General features: G+C 64.0%; 19 protein-coding genes. 6 read left to right on the top strand and 13 right to left on the bottom strand.

The features are described from left to right. Together IVA92_RS18755 and IVA92_RS18750 are read left to right on the top strand one after the other, a co-directional pair. Entirely contained in the window at positions 1–666 is a 666-nt protein-coding gene (locus IVA92_RS18755; RefSeq protein WP_247280348.1) for an HAD hydrolase-like protein, read from the top strand. A 302-nt stretch (positions 667–968) separates the two neighbouring features. Then, the gene (locus IVA92_RS18750; RefSeq protein ID WP_247280347.1) at positions 969–2,450 is read left to right on the top strand and encodes a tetratricopeptide repeat protein; all 1,482 of its coding nucleotides are present in this window, start codon (positions 969–971) and stop codon (positions 2,448–2,450) included. Between the two features lie 84 nt (positions 2,451–2,534). Here IVA92_RS18750 and IVA92_RS18745 read toward each other — a convergent pair whose 3' ends face one another. The 3 genes from IVA92_RS18745 to IVA92_RS18735 all read right to left on the bottom strand — a co-directional run bounded on the left by IVA92_RS18745 (position 2,535) and on the right by IVA92_RS18735 (position 4,680). Then, entirely contained in the window at positions 2,535–3,320 is a 786-nt protein-coding gene (locus IVA92_RS18745) for a capsular polysaccharide synthesis protein (RefSeq protein WP_247280346.1), read from the bottom strand. A 79-nt stretch (positions 3,321–3,399) separates the two neighbouring features. Continuing rightward, on the bottom strand, positions 3,400–4,005 hold the full coding sequence (gene leuD / locus IVA92_RS18740; protein WP_061880161.1) for a 3-isopropylmalate dehydratase small subunit: 606 nt from the start codon (positions 4,003–4,005) through the stop codon (positions 3,400–3,402). Between the two features lie 276 nt (positions 4,006–4,281). Continuing rightward, a complete protein-coding gene (locus IVA92_RS18735) occupies positions 4,282–4,680 on the bottom strand; it encodes a metallopeptidase family protein (protein ID WP_247280345.1) in 399 nt (132 codons plus the stop codon). 156 nt (positions 4,681–4,836) lie between these two features. Between IVA92_RS18735 and IVA92_RS18730 the strand changes: the two genes are divergently transcribed. Continuing rightward, positions 4,837–5,115: a hypothetical protein gene (locus tag IVA92_RS18730; RefSeq protein WP_247280362.1), complete on the top strand. Its 279-nt coding sequence runs from the start codon at positions 4,837–4,839 to the stop codon at positions 5,113–5,115. Positions 5,116–5,165: 50 nt separating this feature from the next. After that, entirely contained in the window at positions 5,166–5,420 is a 255-nt protein-coding gene (locus tag IVA92_RS18725) for a hypothetical protein (protein ID WP_247280344.1), read from the top strand. Between the two features lie 4 nt (positions 5,421–5,424). Here IVA92_RS18725 and IVA92_RS18720 read toward each other — a convergent pair whose 3' ends face one another. Beyond that, the gene (locus IVA92_RS18720) at positions 5,425–5,724 is read right to left on the bottom strand and encodes a DUF1330 domain-containing protein (protein WP_247280343.1); all 300 of its coding nucleotides are present in this window, start codon (positions 5,722–5,724) and stop codon (positions 5,425–5,427) included. 180 nt (positions 5,725–5,904) lie between these two features. Here IVA92_RS18720 and IVA92_RS18715 point away from each other — a divergent pair, with 180 nt between their 5' ends. Continuing rightward, positions 5,905–6,477, top strand: coding sequence for a hypothetical protein (locus IVA92_RS18715; protein WP_247280342.1), 573 nt, complete (start codon positions 5,905–5,907; stop codon positions 6,475–6,477). 103 nt (positions 6,478–6,580) lie between these two features. Here the strand turns inward: IVA92_RS18715 and IVA92_RS18710 are convergent, their stop codons facing one another. The 7 genes from IVA92_RS18710 to ffh form a co-directional block, all read right to left on the bottom strand. Further along, on the bottom strand, positions 6,581–6,790 hold the full coding sequence (locus IVA92_RS18710; protein WP_247280341.1) for a hypothetical protein: 210 nt from the start codon (positions 6,788–6,790) through the stop codon (positions 6,581–6,583). Between the two features lie 92 nt (positions 6,791–6,882). After that, positions 6,883–8,289, bottom strand: a complete 1,407-nt coding sequence (gene leuC, locus IVA92_RS18705) for a 3-isopropylmalate dehydratase large subunit (RefSeq protein ID WP_247280340.1) — start codon at positions 8,287–8,289, stop codon at positions 6,883–6,885. A 413-nt stretch (positions 8,290–8,702) separates the two neighbouring features. Continuing rightward, positions 8,703–9,083, bottom strand: a complete 381-nt coding sequence (gene rplS / locus IVA92_RS18700) for a 50S ribosomal protein L19 (RefSeq protein WP_027573014.1) — start codon at positions 9,081–9,083, stop codon at positions 8,703–8,705. A 109-nt stretch (positions 9,084–9,192) separates the two neighbouring features. Further along, entirely contained in the window at positions 9,193–9,948 is a 756-nt protein-coding gene (gene trmD / locus IVA92_RS18695; RefSeq protein ID WP_247280339.1) for a tRNA (guanosine(37)-N1)-methyltransferase TrmD, read from the bottom strand. Positions 9,949–9,954: 6 nt separating this feature from the next. Then, the gene (gene rimM, locus IVA92_RS18690; RefSeq protein WP_247280338.1) at positions 9,955–10,494 is read right to left on the bottom strand and encodes a ribosome maturation factor RimM; all 540 of its coding nucleotides are present in this window, start codon (positions 10,492–10,494) and stop codon (positions 9,955–9,957) included. A gap of 9 nt (positions 10,495–10,503) precedes the next feature. Continuing rightward, a complete protein-coding gene (gene rpsP, locus IVA92_RS18685; protein WP_011083313.1) occupies positions 10,504–10,836 on the bottom strand; it encodes a 30S ribosomal protein S16 in 333 nt (110 codons plus the stop codon). Positions 10,837–10,921: 85 nt separating this feature from the next. Beyond that, on the bottom strand, positions 10,922–12,469 hold the full coding sequence (gene ffh / locus IVA92_RS18680; RefSeq protein WP_247280337.1) for a signal recognition particle protein: 1,548 nt from the start codon (positions 12,467–12,469) through the stop codon (positions 10,922–10,924). Between the two features lie 371 nt (positions 12,470–12,840). Here ffh and IVA92_RS18675 point away from each other — a divergent pair, with 371 nt between their 5' ends. Then, entirely contained in the window at positions 12,841–13,905 is a 1,065-nt protein-coding gene (locus IVA92_RS18675; RefSeq protein WP_247280336.1) for an MBL fold metallo-hydrolase, read from the top strand. Between the two features lie 47 nt (positions 13,906–13,952). Here IVA92_RS18675 and IVA92_RS18670 read toward each other — a convergent pair whose 3' ends face one another. Then, the gene (locus IVA92_RS18670) at positions 13,953–14,669 is read right to left on the bottom strand and encodes an SIMPL domain-containing protein (RefSeq protein WP_247280361.1); all 717 of its coding nucleotides are present in this window, start codon (positions 14,667–14,669) and stop codon (positions 13,953–13,955) included. A gap of 5 nt (positions 14,670–14,674) precedes the next feature. Continuing rightward, a partial coding sequence (locus IVA92_RS18665) for a GyrI-like domain-containing protein (protein WP_247473495.1) occupies positions 14,675–15,187 on the bottom strand: 513 nt, incomplete at its 5' end.

Raw genomic sequence — 15,187 nt, 5'->3', positions numbered from 1 at the left:
ATGGGCGCAGCCCGCTGCGTCCTCCTCGATCTCGACGGAACGCTGGTCGATTCCCAGCCGGGCATTGCCGCGAGCTGCCTGGCTGCGTTGCGTGCGCTCGGACATGAGCCCGGCGACACCCTCGATATCAAGCGCTTCATCGGACCGCCGCTTGAAGACATATTACGGGCGTTGCTCGCCGCCTACGGTGATGACCGCATCGAGTTAGCCGTAGCGGCCTATCGCCAGCATTACGGCGACAGTGGCCTGCTCGGAAGCGAGCTCTATCCCGGAATCAACTGGGCGCTTGAGGAGATGCGAAGCGCTGGATTGCGAATCTATCTCGCGACATCGAAGCGCGAAATCTTCGCGCGGCGGATCCTGGAGAATCTGAACTTAGCGACGCATTTCGACGGCATTCATGGCTCAGTTCCCGGCGGCGTGCTGGATCACAAGCCTGAGCTGCTCGCCCATATCCTATCCAAGCACGATATCTCTGCATCGCACAGCCTCATGGTCGGCGACCGCCGCCACGACATCAATGGCGCTCACGCGGTCAAGATACGCGGCCTCGGCGTGCTCTGGGGATATGGCACTCGGGATGAGCTGGAAACAGCCGGCGCGGATCAACTGGTAGAGTGGCCCGCGGATCTTGCGCGCGCGGTTTTATCGACGCTGAACCGATAGGCTCCGGTGCAAGCTGCCTCGGCGCGGCGCCAGATCGGCGCGGTCAAGCGACTCCAGCGTCGAAGCGTTGGCGCAATAACCGTGGCAATTTGCGCCGGTGCGTCGGCATGTTCGCAACCGGGCATGATGCTCCTCAGCAAGCGCTCGAGTGCACGGGCATCTATCCTCAGCACCAACTGGCGACAGCCGCCGCGAAGTCGACGTTCCTGTGATTTAGGTCACACAATCCGGCTGGTTGCCCCGTTAAATTTGCGCCGTTTAAATACGGCTTCCATCCTTTCGATATGGCGAGTGGGGTTCTTATGCTCCGCAAATTATTTTATTGCTTTGTCATTCTTGCCCTCGCTGGCCCGGCAGCGGCTGTCGATCGCGTCAAGGACGACACGAGCCCTGCCATTGCAGCCGCCTCGGAGGCGATCCGGCGAGATCCCAAGGATGCGAACGCCTACTACAACCGGGGCAACGCTTACAGCGCTAATGGCAACAATGATCGTGCCATAGCGGACTACACGGCAACGCTCCGTCTCGATCCGACGCATGCGCACGCGTACTACAATCGCGGCAACGCTTATAGCATCAAAGGCGACACGGAGCGTGCGATCGCGGACTACACGGCGACAATCCGGCTCGATCCGGCCTATGCGAACGCGTACTACAATCGAGGCAATGCCTACAGCAACAAAGGCAACACCGACCGCGCAATTGCTGACTATAGCGAAGCGGTTCGCCTGCAGCCCACCAATGCAAACGCCTATTTCAACCGCGGGAATGCATACGGCAGCAAGGGCGACACGGACCGCGCCATTGCAGATTACACAGAAGCGATACGCGTGGATCCCACGTACGCGAACGCGTATGTCAACCGCGGACTGGCCTACGAGAAGCGCGGAGATTTCGCCAAAGCAAGGACCGACTTCAATGCCACGCTCGGATTGAGCCATGGCGCCACAAGATGGGCCCAGGACAAGGCTCGCGAGCGGCTTGCTGTCCTGCCTTCGCCGCGGCCAGCAACGATATTGGTCGAGAAACCCAGTGTGGCGCCGGCTGTGGTGGCGTCCGGGGCTGCGAACGGCGATCGCCGCATCGCTCTCGTGATCGGCAATTCGGCTTATGAAAACGTCGCCGCGCTAGCGAACCCCGTGCGGGATGCAAGCCTCGTCGCCGACGTGCTGAAGCTCACTGGGTTCGAAGCAGTTACCCTGCTGACCAATCTCCGCAAGGATGCGCTGGTGAATGCCCTGCGCGAATTCGCAGCACGTGCGGAAACGGCGGATTGGGCCGTCGTGTATTATGCCGGGCACGGCATGGAGGTCGGCGGCGTCAACTATCTCATTCCGACGGATGCCAAGATTGCCGCGGATCGCGAAATCGGATTTGAAGCCGTTCCGGTTGATCAGGTTCTCAATGCGGCGGAGCGCGCCAAAAAGCTGCGCCTCGTCATTCTCGATGCCTGCCGCGACAACCCATTCGCAAACCAGATGAAGCGGACGATGACGGTGGCGTCGCGTTCGGTATCGCGAGGTTTGGCCCCGATCGAGCCAGAGGCGGGAACGCTGGTGGTCTACGCCGCCAAGGACGGCGAGACCGCACTTGACGGTGACGGGATCAATAGTCCGTTCGCGGCTGCCTTCGTCAAGAACGTTCCAACGCCGGGCCTCGAAGTCCGCAGGCTCTTCGATTTCGTTCGCGACGATGTCATGGAAGCGACCGGTCGTCGGCAAAAACCCTTCAGTTACGGCTCGATCTCCGGCCGACAGGACTTCTATTTCGTGGCTGCTAAATGATCTTCAAACGAAGGGCAATCTCAGTGCCCAACGCGGACTTGCTTGCGGGAGAGCCGCCTTTGGAGCGCACTTTCTACGCGGCCGCTATCCGAACCGCTCCGCCGCCCAGGCATACAGGCTGCCCGGAATCGGCTTTTCGCCGCCACGGCCCTTGGGCGAGATGTGCAGGCCGATGATCTCGGGATTGGTGACGAGGCCGAGATAGCTCGATGGATCGAAGAACAGTTTTGGCTCGGCATGCACGGCGTAGAACGATTGCTTGGGTAGCGCGTAAGCGAGCTCGCCGGTGCGACGCGCGAGCGCGGTCAGTGCCGCCGGTCCGTAGATCGCCACGCGAATGTCCGAGAGACGGTTCGAGCCGCCGCGGAGGCGGCGCATCGCGAAGGTGACGCGGTGGCGCACGGACAGCCAGTTCGGCGTCAGTTCCTCCTGCTCCATCAGCTCCTCGAAGGCCGCGACGATGCCGTGCCCGGCCGGCAGGTAGATCACGGAATTGCCGAGTTGGCGCGGCCGCTCCCAGGCGAAATAGGGTTTTGCCGGATCGATCTCGACGGGCTTCAGCAGCAGCACGTCGGCATCGAGCCAGAGGCCGAGGCCCTTCGCCATCAGCTTCATGCGGAAGAAGTCGCTGAACTGCAGCGTGGTCCAGTCGCGCCAGCTGCCGTCCGGCTGCGGCGGCCGCAATCGTTCGGAGAAGGCGTGCGGCAGGATCGCTTCGGCATCCGCATTCGCGATGCCTGCAGGCAGGCCCGGAATGGTGTCGAAGCTATAGACCGTGACCTTGTGGCCGGCAGCCAGCTGCGAGCGCAGACAGGTCTGGCGCAGGGCGTCCATCGGACCATGCCAGAAGGTGACGATGTCGGGCAGCATGCGCGAGCTATAAGGATAGTCAGAGCAAAGAAAAAGCCCCGGCGCGGTCAGCACCGGGGCTCGAACCAGAAAAGCGATCTCAGGCCCAGGCGCGTTCGCGCTTGAGCTTCTCCTCATAGCTGTCGATCGAGGCCTTCTTTTCCATCGTCAGGCCGATGTCGTCGAGGCCGTTGATCAGGCAGTGCTTGCGGAACGGATCGATCTCGAATTTGACCTTGCCGCCGTCGGGACCGCGGATTTCCTGGTTGGGCAGGTCGATCGTCAGCGTCGCGTTGGCGCCGCGCTCAGCGTCGTCGAACAGCTTGTCGAGATCTTCCTGCGAGACGCGGATCGGCAGAATGCCGTTCTTGAAGCAGTTGTTGTAGAAGATGTCGCCGAACGAGGTCGAGATCACGCAGCGGATGCCGAAGTCGAGCAGCGCCCAGGGCGCGTGCTCGCGGCTCGACCCGCAGCCGAAATTGTCGCCGGCCACCAGCACCTTGGCGTTGCGATAGGCCGGCTGGTTCAGCACGAAATCGGGATTCTCGCTGCCGTCGTCCTTGTAGCGCTGCTCGGAGAAGAGCCCCTTGCCAAGGCCGGTGCGCTTGATGGTCTTGAGGTACTGCTTCGGAATGATCATGTCGGTGTCGACATTGATGATCTTCAGCGGCGCCGCGACGCCTTCCAGCGTGGTGAACTTGTCCATGGTTGCGCTTCCCGGATGGGTCTAGGGGAACAGGTGTTTATCGCGATCGGGCTGGAAATCCTAGGCCGAATTCGGCAGATCTCGTCTGCTGGCGGGTTTGAGGCTGGACTGGTGCGGCATCGGGATTGCACCTCTCCCGCTTGCGGGGGGAGGTCGACGCGCGCACCGCGGCGGGTGGGGGCTCTCTCCTCTAGGGGACTTTCCCGCTGTGGAGACACCCTCTCCCCAGCCCTCCCCCGCAAGCGGGCGAGGGAGCGCACCGTCTTTGTGCGGCCCTCAATCCGCCTTCGCCTCAATCGCGGCCATATCGTCGTCCGACAGACCGAAATGGTGGCCGATCTCGTGGATCAGGACGTGGCGGACGATGTGGCCGAGGGTCTCGTCGTGCTCGGCCCAATAGTCCAGGATCGGTCGACGGTAGAGCCAGACCATGTTGGGCAGCCGCGCCACGTCGCCGAAACTCTGCTGCGGCAGGCCGATGCCCTGGAACAGGCCGAGCAGGTCGAACTCGCTCTCGCATTGCATCTCGTCCAGCACCTCATCGGTCGGGAAGTCGTCGACGCGGATGATGACGCCCTCGCAGAGCTTGCGAAACTCCGCCGGCAGGCGCTCGAAGATGTCGTGCGCCGTCGCTTCCATCTCGGCCAGTGAGGGCGCTTTCAATTCCGTCCACATGGGGTTCTCTTACCGCGGGTTCCGCGGCGATGCATCTGGCTTTATAAGCCCGGCGAGGTTGACGAGCGCCGCCAAAACGGGGAGCGTGGGACCTCGAATGGGACGTTTCAAGTGGGCGGAAAAATGCGAGCGAAAACAGCGCTGACGCTACTGTGCATGGGGTTGTTTTCGCAGTTTTGCGTTGGCGCCGAGGCGCAGACCGCCCCCGAGATCCGTCTCGCCCAGGCCGCCTCGCCGGACGACGTTCCCCCGCCGCGCAAGCGGGCCCCGGCACGCCTGCGCGTCACGCCCTATTACAGCCCGGACGGTGTCTATCCGCGCTACAATCCGGGCCCCGACGCAGTCCGCGTGTGCAACGCCACCTATGTGCAGGAGTACCGCCCGAGCGGCACGGTGATCGTGCCGCGTGTGAGCTGTTACTGGCGCCGGGGCTGATGCCAGGTTCACTGCCCGCGCCAACGAACGGTGGCCTCGTGGGGGTCGTCATGGCGAGATGGATTGCATTAGCCGTTGCCGTCGCGCTTGCCGCCGGTCTGCCGCGCGCTTCCACTGCGCGAAGGGTGCCGGAGGCCGCGGCCGGGATCGCGGTTTTCGATGTGCGACGACACGCGCGAACCCATGACATGGTGCGGCCGGCTGCGCGCCATGATCCACGCCATTACGCGCGGCCGGTCCACTACCGTCCCTATCCCTACGCGGTGCCTGCTCCCTTCGTGTTCGGCTACGGGCCGTGGTGGTGACGCGTTAGCGGTCTGGCGCAAATCCCTTGACCAGAAGTACCGTCGCCTGCGCACCCGCTTTGCGGTCGCGCGAGATTTCCTCGTAGTCTGGTGCGTTCGAGAAGGCGAGGAACGCAGCCTCATCCGGGAATGACATCATGACAATCTTGTCATGCGGCCATGCGCCTTCGAGCACGCGCGGATGTTCGTCCGCGGCGAGCAGCTTTCCGCCATACTTCTTGAACACGTCGAAGAAGCGCGCCTGATAACGGTCATAGGCCGCGCGGTCTGTCATCTTCAATTGCGCAATCGCGTAGACAGTCATTTCCAAAAAACTCCTTCCGTCGCGGCACTGCGTCGCATCGCGAAGCCCAGCGTCGTTCATTCATGGGGCGTTCACATCGGTCTCCTCAGTCTAATCCAGGGAGCGACCGCAATTGAACAGCGTTTGGCGCGGCCAAGACGTCGCGCCGCAACTGCGCTGTCCAGATTTAGGGAGGATTCTATGCTGAGGACATCAGGTCTCAAGGCAAGCCCGATGCGCTTGCTCGGAATTGCGGCCGCCACGGCGCTGATGCTGTCGGCCGGCACCGCGCGTCGCGCTGAAGCACTCACGTTGATCAATCCGGCCACGTCGCCCGCGACGAAGGCTGCAGCCGACGATCTCGTCACGCAGGTTAGCCACGGCGGCGGGCACGGCGGACATGGTGGCGGCTTTCACGGCGGAGGCTTCCGCGGTGGCGGCTTCCATGGCGGCGGAGGACATATCGGCGGCTTCCGCGGCGGTGGATTTCGTGGCGGCCATATCGGCGCCTTCCGCGCCGCGCCGGCCTTTCACAGCCATATCGGCGGCTATCGCTATGGCGGCGTTCGCTACGGCGGCTATGGCGGCTATCACCGTCACTGGGGCTATCACCGCCCCTATTACGGCTACCGTCACTTCCACCGGCGCTATTATTATGGCGGCTATTATCCCTACTACCATTATCCGCGCCGCTGCCGGATCATCTGGACCTATTACGGCCCGCGCCGCGTTTGCCGCTGGCCCCGCTGGCACTATCCGTACCGGTATTGGTGATGTGAGTTAGCACCGTCATTCCGGGGCGATGCGAAGCATCGAACCCGGAATCTCGAGATTCCGGGTCTGGCGCTTCCGCGCCACCCCGGAATGACAGCGTGGCCTACAGCCAATCCTTCAGCTTCCACGACGCGGATTTCCACCGCCGCAAATTCTCAAGCTTCCATTGCCTGAACATCGCCGGCGGCCAGCGGCTGAGCTTCGAGGTTTCCTCGACCTCGGGCTTGGCAACGATGCGCAGCGGCGTTGCGCGCCGGCGGTGCTGGCGCGTGGCCTCGCTGATCAAATCGACATATTCCGGCTTGTCGGCCATGGCTTGCGTCCTCGCGAAATCCGCGAGGACGCAATGTCGGCGCTGCCGATTAAGGGCAGCTTGCCGCGATCGCTATAATTGCAGGGAGCAGCTCAGCGCCAGTCCCTGACGTCGACGAAGTGACCCGCAATCGCCGCCGCTGCCGCCATCGCCGGCGACACCAGATGGGTGCGGCCCTTGAAGCCCTGACGGCCTTCGAAGTTGCGGTTCGAGGTCGAGGCGCAGCGCTCTTCCGGCTTCAGCTTGTCCGGGTTCATGGCGAGGCACATCGAGCAGCCCGGCTCGCGCCACTCGAAGCCGGCCTTGATGAAGATCTTGTCGAGACCTTCAGCTTCGGCCTGCTCCTTCACGATGCCCGAGCCCGGCACCACCATCGCATTGACGTGGCCAGAGACCTGCTTGCCTTCCGCGATCTTGGCGGCGGCGCGCAAATCCTCGATCCGGCCATTGGTGCAGGAGCCGATGAAGACGCGGTCGAGCTTGATGTCGGTGATCTTCGTTCCCGCCGTCAGGCCCATATACTTGAGCGCACGATGCTTGGAGATGCGCTTGGCCTCGTCCTCGATCTTGTCGGGGTCGGGCACGATGCCGGTCACCGAGATGACGTCCTCCGGGCTCGTGCCCCAGGTCACGATCGGCGGCAGCTTTGCGGCGTCGAGCCGCAGCTCGTGGTCGAAATGCGCGCCTTCGTCGGAACGCAGTGTCTCCCAATAGCGCATTGCCGCGTCCCAGGCCGCGCCCTTCGGCGCCTTCGGCCGGTCGCGCAGGAAGTCGTAGGCCTTCTGGTCGGGTGCGACGAGACCGGCGCGGGCGCCGCCTTCAATCGACATGTTGCAGACCGTCATGCGGCCTTCCATGCTGAGCGCGCGGATCGCTTCGCCCGCATATTCCAGCACGTAGCCGGTGCCGCCGGCGGTGCCGATCTCACCGATGATGGCCAGGATGATGTCCTTGCCCGTCACGCCGTCAGGCAATTTGCCATCGACGGTGACGCGCATGTTCTTCGCTTTTTTCTGGATCAGCGTCTGCGTCGCCAGCACGTGCTCGACCTCGCTCGTGCCGATGCCATGCGCGAGCGCGCCGAACGCGCCGTGCGTCGAGGTGTGGCTGTCACCGCAGACGATGGTGGTGCCGGGCAGCGTAAAGCCCTGCTCGGGGCCGATGACGTGAACGATGCCCTGGCGCTTATCGAACTCGTTGTAATATTCGATGCCGAATTCCTTGGCGTTCTCAGCCAGCGCCTTGATCTGCTCGATGCTTTCCGGGTCCGGGTTCGGCTTGGTGCGGTCGGTGGTCGGCACGTTGTGATCGACGACGGCGAGCGTCTTCTCGGGCGCGTGCACCTTGCGACCCGTGGCGCGCAGGCCTTCGAACGCCTGCGGCGAGGTCACCTCGTGCACCAGGTGGCGATCGATATAGAGCAGGCAGGTGCCGTCCTCGGCTTCGTGCACCAGATGGTCGTTCCAGATCTTGTCGTACAATGTGGTCGGCTTGGACATGAGCGTCAGCTCCGAAGGAATGCTGTGTAAGCGGATAGGCGCACTTGGCGCGTGGGCAACAAAATCGTCGGCGCAGCTTTTAAGCTGCGCGCGTAAGCTCTGACGTTGCCGAGGTCGCGAAGCGTCCGAAGAACCGGCCAGGCAGCCGCGAGCGATCGTCGATGACGATGCGCTTGACGGGGGCGAGGCTGGTCAGATCTGGAAACATTCTAGAGATATATAGCACGCGGAAGTTAAAGCGCGAGAGCTTAGCGGCGTCGTCATTGCGACCGCAGCGAAGCAATCCAGAAATGCGTCCGCGGAGACAGTCTGGATTGCTTCGTCGCAAGGACTCCTCGCAATGACAGCGCGGGGAAACAAAAAAAGCGCGGAGCCGAGCCCCGCGCTTTTCGAAACTTGCCTGGTGGCGAAGCTTACTCGCCGACGGCAGCCGCGCGGTCCTGCTTCTCGACGATGCGGGCCGACTTGCCGCGAAGGTTGCGGAGGTAATAGAGCTTGGCGCGGCGCACCTTGCCGCGGCGCACCACCTTGATCGAGTCGATCATCGGCGACATCACCGGGAACACACGCTCCACGCCCTCGCCATAGGAGATCTTGCGCACGGTGAAGCTCTCGTTGAGGCCACCGCCGGAACGGCCGATGCAGACGCCTTCATAGGCCTGCACGCGGGTGCGGTCGCCTTCGACGACCTTCACGTTGACGATCACCGTGTCGCCGGGGCCGAATTCCGGGATGTCCTTGCCGGCGGACAGCTTGTCGAATTGCTCTTGTTCGAGCTGCTTGATCAGGTTCATGGGTAAATCTCCATCGGCGCGCCCAGCCTTTTCAACGGGGGCTGCGCGAAATTCGTCTATCCAGCCATTGCGGATGTGGCCGCTCCTATAAGGCAAGCCGGAGCGTTTGTCACCCGTCCGTCTTGTTTTTTGGCGTTTTTTGGCGCCCGGCCCGATTCGGGGCCTTGCTCGGGATCTGGGCCCACAAATCCGGCCGCCGGGCCGCCGTCAACGCCTCGGATTGCGCCCGCCGCCAAGCCGCGACCTTGGCGTGGTCGCCGGAGGTCAGGATCTCCGGGATCGGAGCCCCTTCGAACAGCTGCGGGCGGGTGTATTGCGGGTATTCGAGCAGGCCGTCCGAAAAGCTTTCCTCGGTTCCCGAGGTCTCCTTGCCCATCACCCCCGGCAGCAGCCGGACGCAGGCGTCAATCACGGCTAACGCGGCGATTTCGCCCCCGGACAGCACGTAATCGCCGATCGAGACCTCCTCCAGGCCTCTCCCGTCGATTACCCGCTGGTCCACCCCCTCGAACCGTCCGCAGACGATGAGAGGGCCGGGACCCCTGGCCAGTTCCACAACGCGGGCCTGGGTCAATGGCCGACCGCGCGGGCTCATCAGCAGACGGGGCCGATCCGGGCTGATTTCAGCGGCATCGATGGCGGCGGCCAGGACATCCGCCCGCAGCACCATGCCCGGCCCGCCGCCGGCCGGGGTGTCGTCGACGCTGCGGTGACGGTCGGTGGCGGAGGCCCGGATGTCCCGCGCCTCGAGTTGCCAAAGCCCGCCCGCCAGCGCCCGGCCGGCCAGGCTCACGCCGAGCGGCCCGGGAAACATGTCCGGAAACAGCGTCAGCACCGTCGCGCGCCAGGGTGAGGGGGTGGTCATTGCATCTCAATTACCTTCGCCGGGACGACTAGCGGTAGGGTCCTCGCCCTGAATCTCCTGCGGCAGGGCGATGACCACACGCCCGCCGGCGATATCGACCTCAGGCACCACCGCGTTGGAGAACGGCAGCAGCAGCGTCGTGCCCATGAGCGGAGCGATCTCGATGATGTCGCCGGCGCCGAAATTATGGATCGCGAGCACGCGGCCGAGCGCCTCGCCGCCCGTGGTGACGGCGGCGAGCCCGATCAGGTCGGTGTGGTAATATTCGTCCGCGTCGGTCGCGGGCAGCTTGTCGCGCGGGACGTAGAGCTCGATGCCGTTGAGCCGTTCGGCCTCATCGCGGGTCGTGACCCCCGTGAACGTCGCGACGAGATGATCTTTGGCCTCGCGCGCCGTTGCGACCTCAAACTGGCGCTTGCCGTCCTTGGACAGCAGCGGACCGTAGCGCCTGATAGCAAAGGGATCTTCGGTGAAGGTCCACAATTTGACCGCACCGCGCACCCCGTGCGCGGCGCCGATCCGCGCGACGCAGACCAGCGCCGGCATGGTCTGGCCTTAACCCTTCGCGGCGGCTTCGGCCTGCGCCTTGCGCTCCTTGCGCGGCACGGCCTTCTGCGGGTTGTTGCGCGCTTCGCGCTTCTTGACGCCGGCGGCGTCGAGGAAGCGAGACACGCGGTCCGACGGCTGCGCGCCCTTGGCGACCCAGGCCTTCACCTTCTCCATGTCGAGCTTGAGGCGGGCCTCGTTGTCCTTCGGCAGCAGCGGGTTGAAATAACCGAGACGCTCGATGAAGCGGCCATCGCGCGGAAAGCGCGAATCGGCGACGACGACATGATAGACGGGACGCTTCTTGGTGCCTGCACGGGCGAGGCGGATAACGACGGACATCAAGTTCTCCTTCAAAGTACAGTCTGTTGGGTTGATTGGTATTCCGCGTTGCGCGGGACGCTTGCGATCCCGTGCGACGAATTCCTCATTTCTTCTTGCCCGGGAAATCGCCGAGGCCCGGCAGCATCGGCTTGCCGCTGAGCCCAGTCAGTCCGGGAACGTTGGGCAGGCCGGTGCGAAGACCAGCCGGCAAATCCTTCGGCAGGCTCGGCAGGCCCTGTCCGCCGCCGCTCTGCATCTTCTCCTGAAGAGCCTTCATCTCTTCCGGAGACGGCATCTTCATGCCGCCGCCAAAGCCCATGGCCTGCGCGATGCCGGCGAGCGGGCCGCGCTTGCCCGAGCCCATGGCCTTCATCACGTCGGCCATGTTCCGGTGCATCTTCAGGAGCTTGTTCACGTGCTCGACGCTCTGGCCGCTCCCTGCAGCGATGCGCTTCTTGCGGCTCGCTTTCAGGACGTCGGGGTGACGGCGCTCCTCGCGCGTCATGGAATCGATGATCGCGACCTGGCGCTTCAGGATCTTGTCGTCGATGCCGGCGGCCGCGATCTGGTTCTTCATCTTGGAGATGCCGGGCATCATGCCCATTAGCCCGCTGATGCCGCCCATGTTGGACATCTGCAACAGCTGCTCGCGCATGTCGTTGAGGTCGAACTGACCCTTGCGCATGCGCTCGGCGGTGCGCGCGGCCTTCTCGGCGTCGATGTTGGCGGCGGCGCGCTCGACCAGCGAGACGACGTCGCCCATGCCGAGGATGCGGCCGGCGATACGATCAGGATGGAAATCCTCCAGCGCATCGGTCTTTTCGCCGGTGCCGATCAGCTTGATCGGCTTGCCGGTGACGGCGCGCATCGACAGCGCGGCGCCACCGCGGCCGTCGCCGTCGACGCGGGTCAGCACGATACCGGTGAGGCCGACGCGCTGATCGAACGAGCGCGCGAGATTCACGGCGTCCTGGCCCGTGAGGCTGTCGGCGACCAGCAGCACTTCATGCGGATTGGCCGCGGCTTTGATCGCGGCCGCCTCCGCCATCATCTCTTCGTCGAGCGTGGTGCGGCCGGCGGTATCGAGCAGCACGATGTCGTAGCCGCCGAGCTTGCCGGCCTCCAGCGCGCGCTTCGCGATCTGCGGCGGCTGCTGGCCTGCGACGATGGGGAGCGTTGGAATGTCGAGATCGCGGCCGAGCACGGCCAGTTGCTCCATCGCCGCCGGGCGATAGACGTCGAGCGAAGCCATCAGCACCTTGCGCTTGTCGCGCTGGACCAGGCGGCGGGCGAGCTTGGCGGTGGTGGTGGTCTTACCGGAGCCTTGCAGGCCGACCATCATGATCGGCACCGGCGGCACGGAATTGACGTCGATGGTCTGGCTTTCGGCGCCGAGCGTGTTGATCAGCTCGTCATGGACGATCTTGACCACCATCTGGCCTGGTGTGACCGACTTGACGACGGTAGCGCCGATCGCCTGCTCACGGACGCGTTCGGTGAAGCTGCGCACCACCTCCAACGCGACATCGGCCTCCAGCAGCGCGCGGCGCACCTCGCGCATCGCGGCGTCGACGTCCTTTTCGGTCAGCGCCCCGCGCCCCGTCAGACGATCGAGGATGCCGCCAAGCCGTTCCGACAGATTGTCGAACAATGCACTTGTCCTGTTGCTGCGCCGTGAGGGGGCGCTTCGTTATTCCCGTGTCATGCCCGCGAAGGCGGGGCATGACCTCTTCCTTGGACAGACGATCTTCCAAACACCTTTGCGCCCGAGGGCGCACAGCGCTGTCGGGCGTTGACCTCCGGCCTCCAGGGCCAGTCGGCGGGTCGAAAAGAAAGCCTTTCCGAGAAAGTGGCGGGGTTAAACGCCGCTCACGCCCAAAAGTCAAGGAAAGTTAGGGTGCCGCGGCGCCTTTGCCAGGACAAGGTCCTGAAATTTAGTGCCCTTTTGCCGGGTGGTTCCATTTCCTAGGGCTGCCCATATAGAAGGCCATGACTGACCTCCGCTATCATCCCTGAGCCGCCGTGCCGATCACCCGCCGTCGCCTGTTCGGACTGCTTGCCGGGGCCGGCGCGCTCGTCGCAATTCCGTCCCTTTGGATGTCTCGCATGAAAACCTATGATGGTCCGGCCTCCGACCATTTCAACGGTCTGCACTTCTTCGATCCCGACGGCGCGCCGCCGAAATCGCTTCGAGAGGTGCTGCGCTGGCAATTCGGCGGCAAGCGGCAGCGCGCGGAATGGCCGGATTGGGCCCCCAGCCCCCATGCCGACACCCCGCCGGCGCGGGTCGACGGCGACAAGGTGCGGCTCTCCTTCGTCGGCCACGCCAGCTGGCTGATCCAGACCGGCGGCCTCAACATCCTGGTCGATCCCGTCTGGTCGATGCGGGTCTCGCCGGTCGCCTGGGCCGGGCCGAAGCGGCACAACGATCCCGGCATTGCCTTCGAACGTTTGCCCAAGATCGACGTCGTGCTGGTCTCGCACGGCCACTACGATCACCTGGACATCTCGACGCTATCGCGGCTCGCCAAGAACTTTGCGCCGCGCGTCGTCACCCCGCTCGGCAACGACGTGACGATTCGAAGCTGGGATCCCACGATCAAGGTGGAGGCGTTCGACTGGCACGACCGCGTCGAGCTCGGTGGCGGCATCGCCGTGCATCTGGTTCCGACCCGGCACTGGACGGCGCGCGGTGTGTTCGATCGCAACAAGGCGCTATGGGCGAGCTTCGTGCTGGAGACGCCGGCCGGCAAGATCTACGTCGTCTGCGATTCCGGCTATGGCGAGGGCAGGCATTTCCGCCGCGTCGCGGAGAAGCATGGGCCGCTGCGGCTTGCGATCCTTCCCATCGGTGCCTACGAGCCGCGCTGGTTCATGCGTGACCAGCACATGAATCCGGAAGATGCCGTGAAGGCGCTCGCGGATTGCGGCGCGCAGGAAGCGCTCGGGCATCATCACGGCACGTTCCAGCTGACGGATGAGGCAATCGATGCGCCGGCAAAGGCGCTGGTCGAAGCGCTGGATGCTGCGAAGATTCCGCAAGAGCGGTTCGTGGCGATGCTGCCGGGACAGGTGGTGGAGATTTAGCGTGCCGGCAAACTGCTCGTGCCCCGGAGGTGCATCCGGGACACCAGTCATTGCTCTTTCGGCTTGATCGCCCAGCTCACATTCACCGTCACCGTCAGCGTCTCCTCGCCGGGCGCGACGGCTGCGGGTGCAGCCATCGGAGCCGCAGCGACGCGGCCTTTGAACAGCGGCACCGGGCCGCCACCCTCGGTGACGCTGAGCGGCGCCCCTAGCGTGACGCCGGTGGCTTTGGCGTAAATCTCCGCCTTGCGGCGGGCATCAGCGACTGCCTGCTCGCGCGCATCATCGAGCAGTTTCGAGGCCTGCGTCACCTCGAAGGAGATATTGCCGATGTCGTTGGCGCCGGCGCTGACCAGCGTGTCGATGATGCCTGCGACTTTGGTCACGTCGCGAATTTTCACGGTGACACGGTTGGAGGCGCGGAAGCCGACCACGGGCGAGGCGCCGGTGGATTTGTTCTGGCCGTATTGCGGCTGGAGCGACAGGCGCGAGGTCTGATAATCCTTCTCGGCAATCCCGGCGCCCTTCAGCGCCAGCAGCACCTTGCCCATCGCGGCGTTGTTGGCATCGGAGGCTTCCTTCGCCGTTTTGGCATCGTTGGCGACCCCGGCGTCGATCTGCGCGAGATCGGGGGCGGCGGAAATCGTGGCTTCGCCGCTCACCGAAATGGCTGACGGAAAATCGTCGGCGCGGGCGGGGGCCGCCAGCAGCGTTGCGGCGAAAACGGCGGCGAGTGGAGCAAAAAGGACGGCAAGCTTTTTCATCATTCTCACTTCAGCGGCACGAAAACGTTGATCACGAGCTTGTCCTCGGCCGTCTTCAGGGGATCGGTGAGGTACTCCTCGATGAAGGTATCCTTGGCTTCCAGCCTCTTGTCGTCGAGGTGATTGGTGATCGCCTCATAGGTGTTGTCCATGTTGTCGTAGGAGCCGCGATGGACGAATTTAAGCGCCTTGCCCTCCGGCGATTTGCCGATGCTCATGTCCTTGGGCAGGTTCTTCGGATCCTGCTCGACCGGGATCTCGGCGAGGAAGGTGAAGCCGGTGTCGTCGGTGGAGGTGTAGACGATCATCGAATTGCCGGCATGCTTGATGCCCTGCTTGTCCAGGAGCGTGTTCAGCGCCTTGAAGGCGTCGATCAGGGTGTCGAAGGCCGAGTCCCAATTGGCAGTGCCCTTGACCATCACGACCTTCTTGGGCTCGAGCACGGTCTCGAGGCCAAACGGATCGGCAGTCTGTACCGGGGCGGGGGTGGCGGCCGCCGCGGTACAGACTGCCGATCC

The organism is Bradyrhizobium sp. 154 (genome assembly GCF_023073875.1).
Lineage (GTDB): Bacteria > Pseudomonadota > Alphaproteobacteria > Rhizobiales > Xanthobacteraceae > Bradyrhizobium.
The sequence above is the reverse complement of the archived record's forward strand: the minus strand, read 5'-3'. Positions and strand labels throughout refer to the sequence as shown.